Source organism: Pseudomonas sp. 05N431 (assembly GCF_056397005.1).
Genome location: NZ_JBFTMN010000004.1, coordinates 377,760 through 392,841, shown reverse-complemented (window position 1 = coordinate 392,841; position 15,082 = coordinate 377,760). Strand labels below are relative to the sequence as shown.

General features: G+C 51.7%; 11 protein-coding genes, 1 tRNA gene and 2 pseudogenes. 7 read left to right on the top strand and 7 right to left on the bottom strand.

All coding sequences use genetic code 11. The features are described 5' to 3' along the window. Positions 1-30: 30 nt before the first annotated feature. Positions 31-903: a WYL domain-containing transcriptional regulator gene (locus AC1DIG_RS09425; RefSeq protein WP_477767086.1), complete on the top strand. Its 873-nt coding sequence runs from the start codon at positions 31-33 to the stop codon at positions 901-903. A gap of 155 nt (positions 904-1,058) precedes the next feature. Here AC1DIG_RS09425 and AC1DIG_RS09420 read toward each other — a convergent pair whose 3' ends face one another. The 4 genes from AC1DIG_RS09420 to AC1DIG_RS09405 form a co-directional block, all read right to left on the bottom strand. Further along, positions 1,059-2,810, bottom strand: coding sequence for a UvrD-helicase domain-containing protein (locus AC1DIG_RS09420; protein WP_477767297.1), 1,752 nt, complete (start codon positions 2,808-2,810; stop codon positions 1,059-1,061). Continuing rightward, positions 2,810-4,714, bottom strand: coding sequence for an ATP-dependent nuclease (locus AC1DIG_RS09415; protein WP_477767085.1), 1,905 nt, complete (start codon positions 4,712-4,714; stop codon positions 2,810-2,812). The genes AC1DIG_RS09420 and AC1DIG_RS09415 overlap by 1 nt, the downstream gene beginning before the upstream one ends. A 62-nt stretch (positions 4,715-4,776) precedes the next feature. After that, positions 4,777-5,985: a HEPN-associated N-terminal domain-containing protein gene (locus AC1DIG_RS09410; protein ID WP_477767084.1), complete on the bottom strand. Its 1,209-nt coding sequence runs from the start codon at positions 5,983-5,985 to the stop codon at positions 4,777-4,779. Between the two features lie 312 nt (positions 5,986-6,297). After that, complete coding sequence (locus tag AC1DIG_RS09405) at positions 6,298-7,281, bottom strand: hypothetical protein (RefSeq protein WP_477767083.1); 984 nt, start codon at positions 7,279-7,281, stop codon at positions 6,298-6,300. 1,546 nt (positions 7,282-8,827) lie between these two features. Between AC1DIG_RS09405 and AC1DIG_RS09400 the strand changes: the two genes are divergently transcribed. Both AC1DIG_RS09400 and AC1DIG_RS09395 read left to right on the top strand, forming a co-directional pair. Continuing rightward, a complete protein-coding gene (locus AC1DIG_RS09400) occupies positions 8,828-9,055 on the top strand; it encodes an AbrB/MazE/SpoVT family DNA-binding domain-containing protein (protein ID WP_477767082.1) in 228 nt (75 codons plus the stop codon). Positions 9,056-9,088: 33 nt separating this feature from the next. Further along, positions 9,089-9,763 carry a histidine phosphatase family protein gene (locus tag AC1DIG_RS09395; protein WP_477767081.1) on the top strand — a complete coding sequence of 225 codons (675 nt, stop codon included), beginning with the start codon at positions 9,089-9,091 and terminating at the stop codon, positions 9,761-9,763. Between the two features lie 213 nt (positions 9,764-9,976). Here AC1DIG_RS09395 and AC1DIG_RS09390 read toward each other — a convergent pair whose 3' ends face one another. Further along, on the bottom strand, positions 9,977-10,273 hold the full coding sequence (locus AC1DIG_RS09390) for an antitoxin Xre/MbcA/ParS toxin-binding domain-containing protein (protein ID WP_477767080.1): 297 nt from the start codon (positions 10,271-10,273) through the stop codon (positions 9,977-9,979). A gap of 150 nt (positions 10,274-10,423) precedes the next feature. Here AC1DIG_RS09390 and AC1DIG_RS09385 point away from each other — a divergent pair. Beyond that, a tRNA-Phe gene (locus AC1DIG_RS09385) sits at positions 10,424-10,499 on the top strand. A gap of 556 nt (positions 10,500-11,055) precedes the next feature. Here the strand turns inward: AC1DIG_RS09385 and AC1DIG_RS09380 are convergent. After that, positions 11,056-11,301, bottom strand: a pseudogene (locus AC1DIG_RS09380) (DNA-binding protein); the annotation flags it as partial. Between the two features lie 391 nt (positions 11,302-11,692). Between AC1DIG_RS09380 and AC1DIG_RS09375 the strand changes: the two are divergent. Further along, the gene (locus tag AC1DIG_RS09375; protein WP_477767079.1) at positions 11,693-11,971 is read left to right on the top strand and encodes a hypothetical protein; all 279 of its coding nucleotides are present in this window, start codon (positions 11,693-11,695) and stop codon (positions 11,969-11,971) included. 420 nt (positions 11,972-12,391) lie between these two features. Next, positions 12,392-12,970, top strand: coding sequence for a peptidoglycan-binding domain-containing protein (locus AC1DIG_RS09370; RefSeq protein WP_477767078.1), 579 nt, complete (start codon positions 12,392-12,394; stop codon positions 12,968-12,970). A 162-nt stretch (positions 12,971-13,132) separates the two neighbouring features. On the opposite strand, the gene AC1DIG_RS09365 is transcribed toward AC1DIG_RS09370, so the two are convergent. Then, positions 13,133-14,308, bottom strand: coding sequence for a restriction endonuclease (locus AC1DIG_RS09365; RefSeq protein WP_477767077.1), 1,176 nt, complete (start codon positions 14,306-14,308; stop codon positions 13,133-13,135). Positions 14,309-14,549: 241 nt separating this feature from the next. On the opposite strand from AC1DIG_RS09365, the pseudogene AC1DIG_RS09360 reads away from it, so the two are divergent. Beyond that, positions 14,550-15,078, top strand: a pseudogene (locus tag AC1DIG_RS09360) (tellurite resistance TerB family protein); the annotation flags it as partial. Positions 15,079-15,082: the final 4 nt, after the last annotated feature.

Sequence of the window (15,082 nt, the reverse complement as noted above, 5' to 3'; positions counted from 1 at the left end):
GGTAAACTTTTCAAGCAGATGGAGGTCGTCATGAAGCGGGGCAAAGCCATCGAATCCGTGCGCTGGGATCTGGCATTGAGGTACAGGTTGATCGAGACAGTCGCATGGTGGGAAGGCCGGTTGACTACGAACCACCTGATGCAAAGTTTCGGTATCAGCCGCCAGCAAGCCTCGAAAGACATCAATACCTACATTGATGAGCATGCACCGAGAAATCTGGTTTACGACAAGCATCTCAAAGGCTATGTACCTAGCAAACACTTCAAGCCGCTATTCATGAAAGATAGCGCCAGCGCCTACCTTCATCTCTTAAACCAGAACCACGAGCGAGCCCCGCACATCGAAGGTTTAACGCTGGCGTATGCGCACATAGATGTTTTGGATGTACCAGACCGATCCATACGCCCCGAGGTGCTTCGGCCGCTACTAAAGGCCTGCCGGGAGGGCCAAAGATTGGAATGCGAGTACGCGTCTTTCCGGACGCCAGAGGGCGAAACGCGGCTCATAGCCCCTCATACGCTCATTCACACTGGTATGCGTTGGCATGTCCGGGCGTATTGCGAGAAAAACGGTGAGTATCGTGATTTTGTGTTGAGTCGGTTCCGCGGCACTCCGGAGCTAATGAACGACGTCACAGAGCACACTCGCTTGCTAGATCCCGGCTGGACGACGCCGGCAACAGTGATCCTGGAAGCAGACCCAAGGCTGAAAGCTGGGCAGCGTGCAATCATTGAGGCCGACTACGGAATGGAAGATGGGCGACTCGTAATCGAGACCCGCGGCGCTCTGGTTCAATACGTTTTGCATCGATACCAGATCGATACCACTAAGATGCACATGAAGCCGATGGCCCAGCAGATCGTGGTTGCGAACATGGATGAGTTGGGCCCCTGGCTTTACTAAAGCGAAGGCGATCAGCTGTTTAGCCGCAGTTTGGGTATGTAAACAAATCACTCACATCGCGGCATGGCCCTGCGGGTCTGCGCGCTACGTTTGCATGAAATCCTTGGTCTGTAATCGTCCGGTCTAGCTTGAGCGTATGCTCAGGTTTCTCTGGCTCAGGCGAGCTCGAAACCTAAGGCGGTAAGAATGTCTGTTTCTGCAGGTTTCAGTGTTTTCACGGCCCAGATGAGCAGATGCCGTGGCCGGGAACTGGCCACATACGCGAACCTGCCACCTTCGGAAGTCGGGTCGGCTAGCCAGTCTTGCCAATGTGAAAGATAGACACTGCGCTTGAGTGATGAAACGACCACCGTTGCATCATGAGTTTCGCCTTTAACTTGGTGAATGGTTTCGTAGCGCAAGCTGTCCACGGAGTTCTGCTGAGCTACGCCCTGATCGAACCGAATTGAGAGCGGCTTATCTCCTTGCCCTGCGGGAGACCTGAGATTGAATTTCCTGAGAGCATCAACCTCTGCGCTGATTTCTGGGAGAACGAAAGATTGATCGGGAAGCCGTCGGATGGCGCCTTTAGCTACTGCAGCCCACTGAGTCCAAGTCAAATCCAGATTGCCTGCGCCGGCACTCACCAAGAACTGCAAGCATTGGTGGACGAACTTGCGCCAAGCGAGTTTGGACTCTACGGCGATTGGACAGTGGGGGCCTGTACGCGTCACCTGCATGGCGAGCTTATCTGCGATCCACTCTGCAAACTGTGCCAAAGCTACCTTGAGCTCCTTCAAGCTCCCGCTAGCGGCTGCTACGCATGCAAGAGCCAGTGCTTCGGTGCCCGTGAAGTTGTCACCTTTACGAAAGCGTTGAAGCGTGCTGTGGCCACGGGCGACGACCACAACCTCTTGATACCTGTTCGTGAGTTCGATAATCCTAGTTAGGAGTTCAGATGGACATTTCGTGTACTGAAGGAGCATCGGTTTGATCGGAGCGATATCAGGATTACCCCTCACACGCTCGATGCGTAGCAAATCGCTGCAGAAATCTACGATGGCCTGCCCGCTTCGCCAATTCGCTGTTAGGGCAAGCTCGGCGAAATTGAGGTCGTCAAGTAGCTTCCTGACTTTGTTTGGATCTGACTTCCTAAACCCGTAGATTGACTGATTCAAATCGCCAACGAAGTGGAATTTGACGCCTAGCCCATGGAGGTTCCGGACGATAGCGAGCTGCTCCGCAGACAGGTCTTGGCACTCGTCGACAATGATCAGGGAAAATCGCCGCGCTAAGCGCTTAAAGTATGTTGCCAGCTTGGGTCTCTTGAATAACGCTAAGGCAATGGTATCTACATCTCTATAGGTGGCGAATCCTGACTTCCAGAGCCGTTGTTTGGTTGCGATTAGGTCTAGGTGTGTAGGCTTGTTGATCTGTGCAGCATTAAGCTCTGTATCTTGAATACGATCGCCCGTCGAGAACGTGAATCCTTTTGTATCGAGGTCGTAATTGAATTTGCAGGCAGATATCCGCCGGTCACAGATCTTGGTACTGGTGAGGAAAATGTTTGCTTTGTTTTCCAGAACTCTGATTCGGCTATCCCCATCCCTTCCTTCGAAGCCGGTGACCTCCTTTGCGACATTGGCCACAATGCGAGTCAAGACGAAGCTATCAAATGTCGACACTAAGTGAGGGAATGCGAGAGGCTCGCCGAGGTAACGTCGCAACCTAACTTTGAGCTCATCTGTTGCGCTATTCGAAAAGGTCAAGACGGCTACTCCAGACGGGAAGGCAGTCCACTCATCAATGACCTTTGCCACCATGGCAGCTACAACCTCAGTTTTGCCGCTGCCAGGGCAGGCCTTGAGGTACACGTGCTGGTCGAGCGGCGCATCAATATAGGCCTGCTGTTCCTTGGTTAGCTCAATCATTGCGCGGGATCTTCTTCTAGACCGCAAGCCCAGAGGATGGCGTCTCGGATACAACGGGGCACTTCAAAGTCGCCCTCAAATTTTTCCAGAGCCTCGGCAAATGCCTGCGCATATATACCTTTGCCAATTTCTTTGGAGTCGATACGGTCAAGCAGGTTGGCCGCGTAGACTGCTCTCTCGAGGCTTGTCATTCCACCAAAGTCGAGCGCCGCACTAGCTCGTAACCCAGGAGCAACGGTTCCTTCCTGCGTTGGCCAGAGGTCGGCAGCGACAGTGAACATCGTTTGAAGATTCGCCCCCTCCATCGCGATATCGTATTCGAATGTTTTGTACTTGCCGGCGAATAGTCGGGCGAACTGGGATTGGTCGATTTTGGGAATGTGGGCTAATGCGTGGTTGTCTCCAACCCGAGTGTCATCAGCATGCGGTAAATACGGAACCGTCACCTGCCCACCGTTCCCGTCGTCGATTTCAACCGTTTTTGGCGGATCGTTGTCGGTCAAACCGGCACACCTTACCGGCACATTCTGTCCTGTACTTTCATCAGTCACGTCGCAAAACAACTGCATAAAGTGCTTGAAATAGATTCCGCCGAGGTTGATGACTGACACACCGTAATCCTCTAGCGTGTTCTTGCCCTCGCCGCGCTGGCCGAGAACCCAGCGTGCCAGCTCGGGTACTACAATCGCCTCCGCGATGCCCTCAACCAAGATTGCTCCTTTGGAGAAAAGCAGATTGGATTTCGTGACGTCGAGCCACCGATCTACAAACTTCCGGCTTTGATCGGGAAGGCCACATGTCCGTAGGGGAATCGCAACAGGGGTGCCAGTGTTGGAAATATGGATGATCTGATCGACTGATACTGCTGACGCGATGACTGTTGAGTGCGTAGTGATAATTACCTGGATGCCTTTTTCCTTGGCAACTGAGCTGAGGTGTTTCAGTAGACGGATTTGTAGCTGGGGATGCAGGTGTGCTTCTGGCTCTTCGATTAGTAGGAGCCGAAGGTAGGTTTCCTCTCCCCGTTCTTCCTCCACCTCCAGTACCAGCTCCGCCAAGATCGAGGCAATGTAGAGTAGGTTGTTGTAGCCGAGGCTGTTTTCTTCCAATGAACGAAACTGAGTTGCATCGGCTTCGGCTAGATTGGGGAAGTAAAGTAATCGCAGCCCCTCAACGATGCGAGAAAAGCTCACCTCCGAGAACTGAATCAACGTGCTTTGGGAGAGGTGCATCCCCAAGGCTGCTTTGAGGCTATCTCCAATTCGTTGGTTGGCCTGCTTGATTGCGTAGTCATCGCTTTCGGACAGTTCTTGGTTGAATGCGCCAACACGGTGTTCTAGGGGATGAAGTGCGCCCTCCTTTCGAGCCGTCTCAAGCTCTTTCCGGCAAAGCGCCTTCAGGAGCCGGGCTAGCCGAGACTGTCGTCCATCCCTCAGCTTGGTTTCTGCATCGCGCAGTGGCGGCAGATAGATGCAATGGATGAGATCGAGCGTCTCGGTTTCTAGGGCAGTGGTGCGTTCGTGGCCACCGTAAATATGGTGTTTGAAGCGCCCGCGAGATTCTAGATTTAACGCGGTGAAGGTGAGTTTCGCTTCGTCATGGTCTCCACACCAGTCCTCGAATGCGATGACGTCATCCTCATCAAGATCAGCAAAGGTGGCTTGGATTTCTATCTTCTCTACCGCTATCGCCCCTTGGTCGAAACCGCGATGAAAATCCCGCTCGTTGATCAGGCGTTTGCCGGACTCGGAGTCATTGAAGAGCTGGCGGACAGCAGCAATGACGCCTGTCTTCCCCGCTCCGTTCTCGCCAACGAGGATGTTGAGGCCGTCGTGGAATTCTATGGTGAAGGGGTCGCCAAAACACTTAAAGCCAACGATGTCGAGGGTACGTAGATACATGAGAGTCCTTTCTTACTTTTTTGGATTTAGTCGTATGCCAGACGGGCGTAAAGGGCTCACGTTCAAAAGCTTTCGGTGCCTTCAGATGCATATGCCTCCAAGCTGACATCAACCGCCCTGTCCAACCTAAGTAGCGCCCCACTCCCCTGCGTTTCTTCAGCATCAATGCAAGCTGTCGAGTCAGCGAAGATCACGATCGCTTTCTGCCATGTCTTTGAGCTGGGGTAGATGATCCCGTCTATCTGAGCTCCATCGTCCGTACGGTAAACATGTCGAAAATATTCAGTTACCACCTGGGTGGGTACGTACTCAGCGTGTGCCCTATCACTGCGCTCAATCGGCTTAGTGAAATCGTCGATAAAGTTGTTCATGAAGCGGTAATAGTTACGCAGCTTCTGGAGTTTCGGATCGAATAGACTGGGGACAGGAAGCGACTTCGATAGATCCACCACTCTGAGATCTCGAAGTGCAGTGAACTCACCAGCGGCCACCTTCTTCCCCTTCGCATTGTCAGGTTCGAAAATCTCACGTATAGCTGTATTGAGATCAAATGCGCCGTAGAACATCGGAATGCCAACGGGGCTCATTCTATTAGGCATATTTGCTATTTCGGCAGGAGGTGGGCCAAGATCCTTAGCCAGCGCTATGACCTCATCCTGGCTGACGATCCGAACGCGATAAATTTTTTCCCCAGCCGGAACCGTATCGATAAGACCTAGATTCCCCACCACTCGGCCCAATGTTTCCAGGATGTCAACTGGGTTCATTTCGTCGTGCTGGTCACGATCGTATGCTGGGTTGACCGCCCTGAAAAATACGAATCGCGCAGTGTGAGTGATGAATTTGCTGAAGCTCTGCCAGCCGTAAACCAATATCTTGTGAAGAGGGAGAGAATACGGGTCTTTCTCGCACCATCCTGTGTCATGAATTGACGCGGCAATCGTATCTAGAATCTCTTCAGGGCAATCGGGGCCGACGTCATAGAGCAGCTCATAAATGTTGTAGACATCACCCTGCCACCCACCTTCTCGGGTCTCGTAGGCAAGTCCTTCATTGGCCGGATCGCCCCACTCCAAGCAGAGGCTGTTCACCACGTGCTCTATCACATTATCCATGGTTGATACGCTGACCGGCCTATGGCAGTAGGAGCAGGTACCGGGACTACGATTACTCCTAACGAACTTTTTCAGCCCGACGTCTTGAATGCACCTCTCGCAGACGTAGGTATCCTCAACGCGTGAGTAGCCGCGCTCCATTTCTTCTTCCAACATCCTTTGAACTCTACCCATCCCGTAAATCTCACACGGTCATTATTTTAATCGGCTGGAGCCGGCGCAGAATTTGATGCATATCTTAACCCTAGATCCCATAGACCACAGTCAACGGTACAGGCGGATCAGTATCTCAATTCCCGAATTCAGCGGCGATTGAACAAATGCACTCAGCCGGCGCGATTGCACAGATGCAACGCCCCATTCACCGGCCTCCTTATCAGTCCTTTCCTTGGGATTTGGCCACCACAATTCGTGGAAGCGACATTTTCTGAGGCGCTTCAGGGTTGCGCTTCTTACGCAGGGTAATTGTCAGCACACCTTTTTTTTCAGAGCATCTAGACGGCGCTTCACCCCTATTTTCGGGCTCAGGGTGATTGCCTCCTCATAGACTTCGATCGCCTGACAAAACTGCCCCAGCATCTCGTGCGCAAGGCCTTGCACCTTTAACGCATTGGGTTTCCATGCGGGGTTGGAGTCAGCACCGAGTGACCTAGCCCGCATCACAGCTTCAAGAGCCTCAGTGGCACGTTCATCTGATACGTCTTGTTCCCCGAGGATCTTTTCGGCTGCGCGGATGATACGGCTGTAGTCGGAGGAGTCGAGATTGGCCTTGTCCAGATTACTGGCATCGACGAAATGGCCGGTGCTGTCATACCTGAATTTGCCAACGCCCTTGACGTCTGCGATCAGGAGTTTCCTCTCCTCGTCGAAAATGTAGGTTTCGAGGCCTTGCGTACGGGGCGTCACACAGAACAGTTCTTCACCTGTTTCCAGGTCAAATAGGATGACTTTATAGCCGTGCTCGGTCTTGCTATTGGCAGTAGCGCAATACGCGAGCTTTCCATTTTTTGAGATACCACTCCCGAAGATGTTGGCCGTCAGCTCTTTGCTGACGATTGGATTACCGGCGCAATCGAACACGTTGAAAGTACCCGACAAAGAGCTCCCCAAATGCCAGTCTTCGAGACAGAACGATCCGTTGTCAGCAACTGAGCCATTGTTTGGTCTTTGCATCTGACCATGCGCAGACACAACATCGCCGGCAAGATCAGCTAGGACATATTCCCCATAACCGCTTTCACGATGCCCTCCTCGGCCAGCCACAGGATCCGAGTCTCTCCAAGAAATCGCCCACATCTTGGATTTGGAAAGACTGTAGAGCCCACCGTACCCGATCGCGCTGACACTCAAGAAAGGCTTGTCTAGCTCTATCGTCTGAGTGCTGGATTGAATTGCCTTTCCTTTCGGTGGGGTTACTTTCTTTTTGTTGAACAGCCAGTCGAAAACTCCCATCTGTGCTCGACTCCTTAATCCTTAACCGTGGTGAGGCGCTGGTGGAGCGATTCCTGGGCTCGCACCTGAATTTGGCTATCAACGTCCTGCTACCGAATGTGCCAACCCAATGTTTCAGCATTCGCAATAACAAGGGCTTCACTCTCTATGAAGATTGTCGGCACTACTCTGGATTCATAGGAGCCATTCATCCAACCTTGCAGTCTCAAACCGTGATCCTGTTGACGTATGACTGTGGTCGCCCCAAAAAAGGTGGCATACGGCCGTTTTTTCAAAAAAAACTGATGTCTTTTGGAATCAAAAAGTAGCTGCGACTAACGTCGCAAAGGTACGATCAGCATACACAACACAGGCTTCGCCGCCCTCCGCTCATGCTTTCCAACGCACAGAAACCCGAAAAAATAAAAAGCAAAAAGACCAAAAGCAAAAGGAGCAAAAACTGAAAGAGCAAAAGCAGGGCAATCGGGTCGATCGCCCCACAGCTTATGGCAAGCCAGTAAAAGCGGGTCTCTGGAGATCGTCGCTTTTTTTTGTTCTCAAATATAAGATCTCCGGTTTGAAATTTTACTTTCAAGGGGGGCCGAAAATATATTTTTGGTAAGGCTGGTGGACGCGTCCTGAAAATCCAAAATTCAATCCTCCAGAACAGAAAATCAGCCCTCGAAAAGCCTCTGAAGTAGCTGCTCCGTCTGCGTTCCACGGTACCTCCCCCTCAGCTCATCAAGCTTCACGGCCCTGCGCTCGCCAGTAAGCAGACCGTTGGTGATGGGGTGGTTAGCGTCGTTCCAGTCAAACCTCCGCGGGCACCAGTCCAGCCATCCCTTGCGAGCGCAATCAGAATGGGTTCGATCATTGGTAACCGGAAAAGTCAGGTCTACCACCTTTCGATAGGGTGCCTTGGGTATGGTCAGGTGTCTGAATAAAATCAGATCTCCTTCACGTCAGAATCTGAGGCCCAGGCAGCGGGATATCGTAAGGCAGGCAACTGCAAATAGTTGCTGCTTGTTGAAAGTCGGCCTTGCGAAACCGAGGCCGGCCCCCAACATTAGACTGAGACATGCGTCCTGTTTTTGCTATTTTCATACTTGATAATGTCATTCACCGCAGGTGGTTGCAGCTAAGGCTTGGACGCCCCATTTACACCATTCAATGAGCCAATCGCTGGCTGCCATTTAGGAGTAAAAAATTGCTTACCCGTCCCGATAAAGACGCCCTCCGTGCGATGCTGGAATCGCAAGTCCAGGAAAAGCTGCAGCACGACCCAGACGCGTTAACGACTTATGCAGCCAAGCCTGAACCAGAGCGCAAACCGTACACCAGCAAACTCACGGCTCAAGACAAAGCATTTCACAAAGAACTCGAGCAGATGCGTGCGGACGCTGAAGCTGGAGTGATACACGCGCCTAAGTGCGAGTCTGAGGATGGAGCCGCTCCTAGCCTTAGACTTGATGATTACCCGGGTCTGTAAAACGTGCTGCTGAGAATCTACATGCGGGAACGGCTTGCCGGCTGAAAGCAACGGAGACCACACGTGAGAAAGCCACCTATGAAAATCATCATCGAAGAATGGGACGGCGACGGCGCCATTCGAATTCCCGATGAAGCGCTGCAGGAATTGGAGTTAGACGTTGGCGACGCTGTGTATCTGATTGAAGAATTTGTCGGCAACACGCGATGCCTCGTTCTATCAAAAACACCTCAAATCGCGGATCGAATAGACGAACTCACTGAGGCCTGGGATAGCGAACAGCACGTCAGCGCCGAGGACAAATGAGGAAGTTCCTCTACATCAAACTGAGGGCCCGCTATGAAGCTCGTAAGGATGATCCGCCACGCGGAGAGTGCCGCTAACGCCGGCCTAGCCACGGCAGCACCGGACTCAATACCACTGACTGAAAACGGCCAGCATCAAGCTCGTGAGCTTGCTGAATCCATAACGTGCACGCCCGACCTGATCATCTCATCCCCCTTTGAGCGCGCCATATCAACCGCACTACCAACCACAGAGCGCTTCCCTTACGCTCCATTCGTAATCTGGCCCGTCGAAGAATTTACGTATTTGAGTCCAAGCCGCTTCGTCGGCACTACACAGGCTGACCGTAAGCCACACGCGGAAAGCTACTGGGAAAACGGTGACGCGGAGTTTACTGATGGGCCTGGCGCTGAATCGTTCGATCATCTGCTCGAGCGCGCAGATGCGATGCTGGCCAAGGTTGCAGATCACGATGCTCAGAACATCCTGGTCTTTAGCCATGGGCAGTTCATCAGAGCTACCGCTTGGCTTATCAAGCATGGAGGCCTCGCTTCTTCACTCCACCGGATGCGTGAGTTTCGGGCCCTCGATGTGAGGGCACCGTTCAGAAATTGCTGGAATTATCAGCTCGTGTTCAAAAACGGCAGATGGATAGTCGAATGCCAGATCGACTCTTCTGATCAAGAGAGATTTCGCGACGAGTTCTGCACAAGCGAGCGTTCTCGGTGACACCGTTTCAGCCAAGCTTCGCTGTCTAGCCTGCTTGCTCGGAAGCTTCGGTGTAACGTAACTTTGTGCATTGTAACAATCGCAACGTTACACATAAAAAACTGCGTTACAAGCCAACAAACTCAAGATCAAGAGCTCAAAACTTTCATTCAAATCCGACCGCGTAACTGGCTCAAGCGCACCTCATTATTGCGCTCTCCCATCCCGGAAAATCTAAGCACAGCCTGGCCCTGCCCAAATGAGCGATAAAACGATCAGCGTCTCTTTTGAATGAAGCGAATGACGAAACTCAAATGACGACTCCTCTCTCCAGTTGATCGATAAAGTCGAAGACAGCATTCGCTTACGATCTCGGCTTGCCGCAGAGCATGTGTCCGGACTGGACTCGCTCATCCCGCCACCCTCCCTCTGCAGTCGACCGATCAGATCGAGGACTGCTTCTGCCCCTACTCTCCTGCTCAATATTTCCAAGGGACACCTTGAACCCAATCCTTGCACGGGTGACTTCATACTCGCTCATGACCTGAGCCAGATAACCACCTCCAGCTCACGATTTTTGAGGTTTCCACATTACGGACAATCGTAAGCATAGGTATTCATTGGTTTTTTTTGATTTCGTACTTGACGCCTCAGCCGTAAAAAACGTTTAATTCCGCCGCGGCCCAGATAGCTCAGTCGGTAGAGCAGGGGATTGAAAATCCCCGTGTCGGCGGTTCGATTCCGTCTCTGGGCACCATTACTTTTAAACCCCTGACTCCTTATGGCTTCAGGGGTTTTCTATTTATGGGCACCGCAGCTGTTTGTAAACACACGAAATATCCTCCCCCTTTTAAGAGCGCGTGCATTCAAGTCTCCGATTCGAGGGCTTAGTGCTAGGCGTCCTGCTAGCTGGCCTCTTCCATGCTTGCTCATCACATCACTCGGGTTGCTCCAATCCCCTCCTTCCTTGAGCTTGAGACGAGACTGCCGGGATTGCCTGTGTTGAGAAAATCGTCTGCGCAGGTTGCCGCTGATGCCTACCTTCAGCAGCCCGCCTTCATCAGTCACGATCTCATAAAGCCCTGGTGCTGAAGGCACGGCGGTTTCGATCTCGGAAAATCGAATTCTAAAACTCCGTTCAATCACGTTGATATTCCGAATGGCCCCTACTGCTTAAATCAAAGCACAGTTGGACGACGGGCAAGCGATGATTGGAACGCAAAAAATCACTTTCACACCTTCGCCCGCAAGACCTACCGTGGACTGGGAGCCCTCATGCTCGGCACTGGCGCAATGGAAGGCGCCTGCAGTCAGTCAGGAGCAAAAACTGCCTCGATCAATCGTGCGTTAGGTAGGGCTCGACTTACGTCCGCTATGGCTCCCTGAATTGCTTCATGCGCAGAAAACGCTTCACGAATAAACTCAAGAGCTAGACGTCCCGGCAGCCCTATACCGACCAATGCATCATCGCAGCCTTCTTCAGCCAAGCGATACACAAGCGCGTCCATATCGCTCTCGTCAGGCGCCAATTGATAATTAAGGGTGAAGGTAAAGACCATCTCTAACACTCCGCGCCAGCAATGTACTTGGACAGATCAAAGTTAGGACACCCATGAGCATTGAAGCAAAGCTGCATCATCTACAAGCGATCCAAAATCTGATTGCACCTTACCATTATCTGTATTGCGTAGACCTCGAGGCAACCTGTGATGAGCGCTGCGAACGTCGGTTTGGCCACGGCATTACCCACTGCCCAGCACCACCCCGACGCGCCATTTGAGATCTGGGCCCCGTCGAGGAATTCACTTATTTGAGCCCCAGCAGATTCACTGGCGCCACCCAGGCCGACCGAAAGCCATACGCGGAAAGCTACAGGGAGAGCGGTGACGCGACGATGACTGATGGGCTTGGCGCTGATCGTTCGAACATTTGCTTGGACGCGCGAGTGCGATGCTGGCCCAGCTTGCGAATCACGATGCTCAGGACATCCTAGTCTTCAGTCATGGGCAGTTCATCAGAGCTACTACTTGGCTGATCAAGTATGGAGACCGCGCTTGCTCGCAAGATCTGATGCGTGAATTTCGGGCCATCGATGTAGGAGAACCGTTGAGAAATTGCTGGAGTTATCAGCTCTTATTTGACGACGGCGGATGGGCAGTCGACGGCCTACTCGACTCATCTGGCCACGAGAGGTCTATCGATGAGTTTTGCACTAGGTTTTGCCTCTAGCGGCTCTATGCTGCTCTAACTACCGCATTTCACTCTGCCACTCTGTAAGAAGCTTTTCCCAATCGTGCGCGTATGGCCCCTCCGGAACGCGTGTCGACCTCTTGAATGCTGGATTGGCATCGGCTCCGAGAAACCTAGCTAGAATTACTACATCCAGAACCGTCGTCGACCACAAAATGTCGCTCAAAATCACCCCTACCCAAGGCAACCGATACCCTTTGGCTCGGTCTGTACGGGCTTTAGGGTGAGAAAAAATGCGCATCTCCTAGTAGTTCATAGAGCCCGTACGCCTATCGAGCCGGCACACGTAGTCTACGCTAAGCTTACATAGGCGTACACCTGAGACTCAACACAGTTAGCGGAATAGAATTAGTTTGTATTAGATACCTATCTCCCCTTCCACTTTATTGAGAGTAAATCGTGAGTATTTATGAAGATATTTATGCGTCGCTGAAGCGCCGCTGGTGGGGTCGCCCAATTATTGGATTAGCAATAATTGGCATGATACTTTTTTCTGTTTGGAGCTCATTACCAGACTCGATAAAAGAACGTATATTTTTGCAAATTACCAACTCACCAAAGGAAGGCGCACCAAAAGAGATCGCTAATAAAATTGAAATGAAGCCCACACCAAACACATCTGCAAATTCAAACAATTCTTCTAGCCACATGAATTCTAGCGCTGACAATAAATCAGATGAAATATCAAGTGCACGCAATTCTTTGAAGCTGAATCATGCACAAAATAGCCCAATAGATAATTTGCGTCCAGATGGGAATCCGTATCGTAATCAAACTCAAGAAGCTCAGTACTTGCTCACAGTTCTAGGCTATCAAATAACAAATCCAGATGGTTTCGAGGGGCCTGCTACTACCGCAGCACTTGAGGATTTTCAACGTAAATACAGTCTCGTTGTATCTGGAGCAGCCGATAGCAAAACGTTAGAGATATTGCGACTTCGGGCAGAAAAAAGTTTCCTTCGACAAAGTACACCTTAAGGTGAATCGATTGTACTTTAAGCATGTAGTCAAAAAAATTGCCATCTCGTTCATCTAAATGCATTTATTTGACACAAGCTCGCAATGAAACCGCAGTTTATTACCGCCCGCCCTTAACAACAAATAGTGGTGATTGCCGGTCGATAGTTTTCTAAAATAAAGTTAGGCAGGACTGTTTATTCCCCCCTCGACCTGGAATATTTCGATCAGTTTCTGATTGTAGTCATCCAGATAGCTCTGAAGCCCCTCACGATCAACCAATCGCACAGCCGCTGTGCTCGCCAGTTCTTTTGCTGATTTGGTGAAGTATGAATTGGTGACAACCATCGCCTCATCACAGCCGTAAAAGGCTTTGGCTGAGATGGCCTGCTGCACAGCGGAGTTGCCCACAGAGCCAGTGTAGTTTTTTGCTTGAATCACCATGTTCTTGCCGAACCGACTCACGAACAGATCAGCACCCTGGTCAGCCGTTCTTTTGGTCTCTTTGACGTCGTATCCGATGGTCTGGAAGATTTCGACCAGAAAATCTTCGAACTGGAATCCGTCCATAGCATCCACGAGATACATCGTGATGAACCTGTTGGGATTGAAATGCTCGAGCTGACTTCCCAATCGCTCCACCAAGATATCGAAGTAGATCTCCTCACAAAGGCTCAGCCCATTACGAAATGCAGGCTTCGCCACTAGGGGAACACCGGCAGTGGATGTAGCTTGGGGATTGAATTGGACGCCTGGATATGGAACGTCATTTTCCCAAAGGTAGTAGTAGAACAAGGCAAGGTCAGCTCGGAAGGTGGTACCGGCCTCCTCGATCCACGACCTTAGAGTGCCAGCGAAGTCAGCCTTGATATGACGGCTGAGCTCCCTCGAAAAACCTAGGTAGGCCGAATTGAAGGCGGTAGTCAGGAGCAGCTTATCCAAGAGGGACGGCAGCTCTTCAAGCTCGTCAAACCCCTTGCGGATCAAGACCTCCCTGAAGAGCTCTCGCTCGGTGTAGACACCACCCATTCTTGGCCCTGGAACGCCGTTGTCGTCACGGCCCCCAACCCCTTCACGCGTGGTATGAATAAAATTAGTGAAGTATGGCTGTTTCAGCTCTGAATACTTCCTAAGGACATTGTTCAGCAGGTCATTGAGCTGAGCCTGTTCCTTTTTCTTCCCCAAGAAGTCTTTCAGGAGGCCTTTCGATCTGTACTGAAAATCCGGGTAGAAAGACGGATCCAGAGGCGTCAGATGACGGGAGCTCAGCTCAGACGATGGCGAAAGCTCTGAGCTATTGCACCAAGGGCATGCTGTTTCGAAAGTAGTCCTGTTGCATCCGCTGCATTGGTAAATCATCGATTTCCATCCCGAATTAAAGATAACGACTCATCGGTCACCAAAACCAAAGCGGCCCGACTTTAGCGCGACCTGACCTTGCCCTACCCAAGGGCATGACCCCTGCGTTGCGACGATAGCTCAGTGCCATTAAGTCGTCTACGAGAGTGAACAACTCGAATGTTTGCTGACTGCGCTCTGAGCCTGTATGCAGAAGCACGTTACCATTGCTGACTCAGAAGCAATTTAGACGACACGTGAGAAACCCGACGTACTCGCTGGGAGCAGAACTCCAAAAGCTGAAGATCGTATCGCGCTGTTCGTGACCCAGCCCGAAGACGGATCACTGCGGGCTTCAGCGGCCTACAACGCAGCCTCAGTCACACTTGATCTGGCCAGTTCAGTCGCATCTGGCGATGGCGACACCTCCAATGAAGAGGTCACGTTACTTGCTCAGCACATCGACTCCTGGAGTCACCTTAGTGTTGCCCATCGCAAACGTCTCAAGGCGCGCCTGCGAATCCAAATCCAGCAACCACCAACGCTGGCAAGCCTGAAGAAAAAACTCGATCCATTAACTGTCGAAGCCAAGCGCACGATTGCCAGCTTCCTGGCCCACCTGGCGCAAGCCGATGGCATCCGTCAGCCCTTCGGAAGTGAAACTTCTTGAGCGCGTTCACAAGGCGCTGCAACTGGATAGTCAATTGCTGTACAGCGATCTTCACGGGGCTGCGTCCGGAGCGAGTATTACCCCCGTTAAGCCAGCAACAAGCTCTACTCAAACCGAGCCCGGCA

Excerpts from the sequence above, each read along its gene's own strand:
- AC1DIG_RS09415 (WP_477767085.1), bottom strand. The coding sequence starts at position 4,714 with ATGTATCTACGTACCCTCGACATCGTTGGCTTTAAGTGTTTTGGCGAC.
- AC1DIG_RS09400 (WP_477767082.1), top strand. The coding sequence starts at position 8,828 with ATGAAAATCATCATCGAAGAATGGGACGGCGACGGCGCCATTCGAATT.
- AC1DIG_RS09375 (WP_477767079.1), top strand. The coding sequence starts at position 11,693 with ATGCTGGCCCAGCTTGCGAATCACGATGCTCAGGACATCCTAGTCTTC.
- AC1DIG_RS09425 (WP_477767086.1), top strand. The coding sequence starts at position 31 with ATGAAGCGGGGCAAAGCCATCGAATCCGTGCGCTGGGATCTGGCATTG.
- AC1DIG_RS09405 (WP_477767083.1), bottom strand. The coding sequence starts at position 7,281 with ATGGGAGTTTTCGACTGGCTGTTCAACAAAAAGAAAGTAACCCCACCG.
- AC1DIG_RS09390 (WP_477767080.1), bottom strand. The coding sequence starts at position 10,273 with ATGAAGTCACCCGTGCAAGGATTGGGTTCAAGGTGTCCCTTGGAAATA.
- AC1DIG_RS09395 (WP_477767081.1), top strand. The coding sequence starts at position 9,089 with ATGAAGCTCGTAAGGATGATCCGCCACGCGGAGAGTGCCGCTAACGCC.
- AC1DIG_RS09410 (WP_477767084.1), bottom strand. The coding sequence starts at position 5,985 with ATGTTGGAAGAAGAAATGGAGCGCGGCTACTCACGCGTTGAGGATACC.
- AC1DIG_RS09365 (WP_477767077.1), bottom strand. The coding sequence starts at position 14,308 with ATGATTTACCAATGCAGCGGATGCAACAGGACTACTTTCGAAACAGCA.